Raw genomic sequence first — 1,778 nt, 5'->3', positions numbered from 1 at the left:
ACGCCCTGAAGTTGTTAGGCGGTATGTGGAGGCGGTTATGGAGGTTGCGAAGTCGGTTTTTAGGCCGGTGTACAGGTTTGAGTTTACGCTTGAGACGAGGCTTGTTATTCATACCAAGTGGCCTTATCTGCCTCTGGAGATCGGGATCTCGTGGCATCCTATTTTCAATATTCCCTATATACCAGCCACTTCTCTGAAAGGTGCGTTGAGAGCGGCCCTTCCCAATTCTGTATGTGGGTTGGAGAAAGACTCTTTGTTTGGCACGCAGTCTGCTGAGGGGAGGTTGATTGTGTTTGATGCGTTTCCAATTAAGTGGGATAGGTTGGTGGAGCCAGATGTCGTGACTCCTCACTACAAGGAGGTGGGCGGCAATATTCACGAAGCCGCAGCTGATCCAATACCTCTCGTATACCCCACCGTGGGGTCCGGCACGGTTTTTGCATTTATTGTAGGTATAGAGGGTGGCGAAGCTAATTCGTCATGCGCCACAGAATTGTTCAACGTTGTGAAGGAGGCGCTCCGTGTTGGACTGGGCGCTAAGACTGCTGTGGGTTACGGAATATTTAAATAGGATCACAATCGTACATCATGCGCACGGGCTGGATAGAAGTAAGTAATTTCAAGCAAATTGAAAATGCTATCGTAGAAATAGATGAGAAGGGTAAGCTCTTACTCTATGGGCCGAATGGCTCTGGAAAATCTAGTCTTATTCAAGCTTTTGCGTCTTTGTTAAGCCACATATCCGAGGATGTTAACGCCAAGAAAGTGCTCAGTAGACTACTACCTGAATCTCTTCAATCTTTTATTAGATTTGGGGCCGACAGAGCCGTCGTTTCAGCTGAAATAGATGACAAGAGGTTCAGACTTGAGATTGATAGAAGGACTGGGGTGGCGTTGCACGTGGACGGGGAGAGGGGGGAGGCTCGGTTGCGGCTATCTCTGTCATATGTAGCCCCCTGCTCCGTGGGCAACTCCTTGGTAGAGGATCTGCTGGATGTCGACCTCTGTCCGCCGGGGATTAGCATTAGGAATGCTGAAGTTGCCGAGTGGGTAAGGAGCAAGCTCTACCTGCTAGGGCTTGAAGACGTCTATCTTAACGTTGTAAAGGAGAGGGGTCGGTGGATTGATATGCAACACTTGGCTTGTGGGTTTGTCAGAGTTTTTGGCTTGCTTCTAGCCGCCTACGGCGAACCCGATGTCTTGATAGCCGACTCCTTTGAGACTGGGCTACACTACGACTTGGCCGTAGATGTGATAGAGTTCTTAACTTCGTTGCCGTCTTTCGTAATTTTGGAGTCTCATATTGGTCTTTCTGTCAAGGCAGCTCTTAAGAGGGGTTGGTCTGTCTACTATGTGAAAGAGGGTGAGTTTGTAAGAATCAGTAACATGGACGAGTTGAAGAAGATCGCATATGCAGAGGCCAGGGCCTTCGCAGAGGCATAAAATCCGCGGCTACAGCATAAAGGATAGCCGTTGCGTCGACGTCGAATGGGGGGCTTACTGTACTAAGCCGTACTGCGTCTGTAGCCCCGACGTATCTAGCTCCTTCCCCTATAAATGCGATGATGTTACGGCGCGTATGAACAGTGGCGATTTGCCGCCGTTGCCGGACTGTCTACTTGTGTTGGTGGGCCCGAGGGGGCCAGCTGAGAAGATTTTGATTGAATGTAAGTGTAATCTTGACCGGGGGGCTAGGACAAGGAAGGAGCCAGCGAGACTTCTGGGAGAGATAGAGAGTAAGTTCAACGCAACATCTCATTACCAGGCTAGTCGCCGTG

3 protein-coding genes are annotated in these 1,778 nt (G+C 49.8%); all 3 read left to right on the top strand.

Features of this window, described 5'->3' with window-relative positions:
* A partial coding sequence (cmr6, locus tag ACP5J3_RS14180; RefSeq protein WP_428496275.1) for a type III-B CRISPR module RAMP protein Cmr6 occupies nt 1-571 on the top strand: 571 nt, incomplete at its 5' end.
* 17 nt (nt 572-588) lie between these two features.
* Nucleotides 589-1,443, top strand: coding sequence for an AAA family ATPase (locus ACP5J3_RS14175; RefSeq protein ID WP_428496274.1), 855 nt, complete (start codon nt 589-591; stop codon nt 1,441-1,443).
* Nucleotides 1,412-1,778: hypothetical protein (locus ACP5J3_RS14170; protein WP_428496273.1), on the top strand; the 367-nt coding region annotated here is incomplete at its 3' end. The genes ACP5J3_RS14175 and ACP5J3_RS14170, both read left to right, overlap by 32 nt.

This window comes from Pyrobaculum sp. (assembly GCF_049971835.1).
Classification (GTDB): Archaea; Thermoproteota; Thermoprotei; order Thermoproteales; family Thermoproteaceae; genus Pyrobaculum.
This window is presented reverse-complemented; position numbering and strand designations above follow the sequence as displayed.

Bases quoted from the DNA above. Each gene is read 5' to 3' on its own strand.
- ACP5J3_RS14175 (WP_428496274.1), top strand. From the start codon at position 589: ATGCGCACGGGCTGGATAGAAGTAAGTAATTTCAAGCAAATTGAAAAT.